Source organism: Moorena sp. SIO2C4 (assembly GCF_010672485.1).
Lineage (GTDB): Bacteria > Cyanobacteriota > Cyanobacteriia > Cyanobacteriales > Coleofasciculaceae > Moorena > Moorena producens.
This window is the reverse complement of record NZ_JAAHGN010001554.1, coordinates 1-1,129: the sequence shown is the minus strand read 5'-3', so window position 1 is coordinate 1,129 and position 1,129 is coordinate 1. Positions and strand designations below refer to the sequence as shown.

General features: G+C 48.7%; 2 pseudogenes. One reads left to right on the top strand and one right to left on the bottom strand.

The features are described 5' to 3' along the window. Positions 1-862, top strand: a pseudogene (locus tag F6K20_RS39465) (hypothetical protein); the annotation flags it as partial. A 63-nt stretch (positions 863-925) separates the two neighbouring features. Here the strand turns inward: F6K20_RS39465 and F6K20_RS39460 are convergent. Continuing rightward, positions 926-1,129: pseudogene (locus F6K20_RS39460) on the bottom strand (hypothetical protein); the annotation flags it as partial.

Genomic DNA, 1,129 nt, shown 5'->3' with positions numbered 1-1,129 from the left:
TTTGGATAACGTAACCTTGTTGCCAATTGCCCCTTCACTGGGTACTGCGGCGACTAATGACCCTCAAGTTAATCCTCAATTCACCACTCCAGTAGAGTTTGGACCAAATAACCAGATTCCTGATGGTACTACGGTCAGGATCAGGTACACCCCAGATACAGGTACGCCTCTTGAGGCGACCTACACCTACACTGAAGATGGTGGTTTTACCACTACTGATCCAGCGGTTAATGTTGGTACTCTCACACCAGGTCAGCAATTGGATTACGAGGTAATTGTTGACTTACCTGCTAATACGCCTCAAGTTCAAGGTTACGGGATTCCGATTGTTTCCTTCGTGGACAACAACCCGAACGGAGACTTTGATGTCACTCAGGAAACCGTCTTCAACATCACTGTTGACCGGGTCTACACTGGCTACATGCAGATGGTGAAAGAAGCTCGAATTCTCGATACTGATGGTGTAACAGTGATTGAGGAATTCACCACCGGAACTCCCACAGGTGATCCTGAGGAGGGTGGCCTCACTGAACGAGCTAAGCCTGGTCAGTTTATCGAGTACCGAATCACCTACACCAATATCTCTGAACCACTAGTGGGTGCTGGTAACGTAATTTTGGATGCTAACAACTTCACCATTACTGAGGATGGCGAACAAGCTCCTAACAACTGGGTTACTGTCACCACTCACGAGCAGGGAACTGAGCCATCTCAGGGTACTGTGGAGTACTTTAATAAAACCTTATCCTTTGGAAATAGTGACCCAGCTAGCGGTGAAGAGGTAACTAAGTACGTCAATGAGGTTGGTACTGTTGCTCCTGGGGACAATGGTTCCTTTGTCTTCCGTCGTAAGGTTGACTAATCCTTGATGCTCTGAAGTAGGAAGTATAGCGCTACGCGCAAGGCAAGAGGAATCCCCCCTAACTCATAAGGGTAGGTTTTTAACAAAGACGTGAGCTGTGGGGTGTGGGGTGTGGGGTGTGGGGTGACCGGGTGTGGGGTGGGGTGTGGGTTGACCGGGTGTGGGGTGTGGGGTTTGTCGTTCAAAATCATCATTTCTTCGTTGTTTTCCTTTTCCTCTCCCTCTGGGTCGCCCCATGTTTGACCCTAATGTAAAAAACCTACCCCA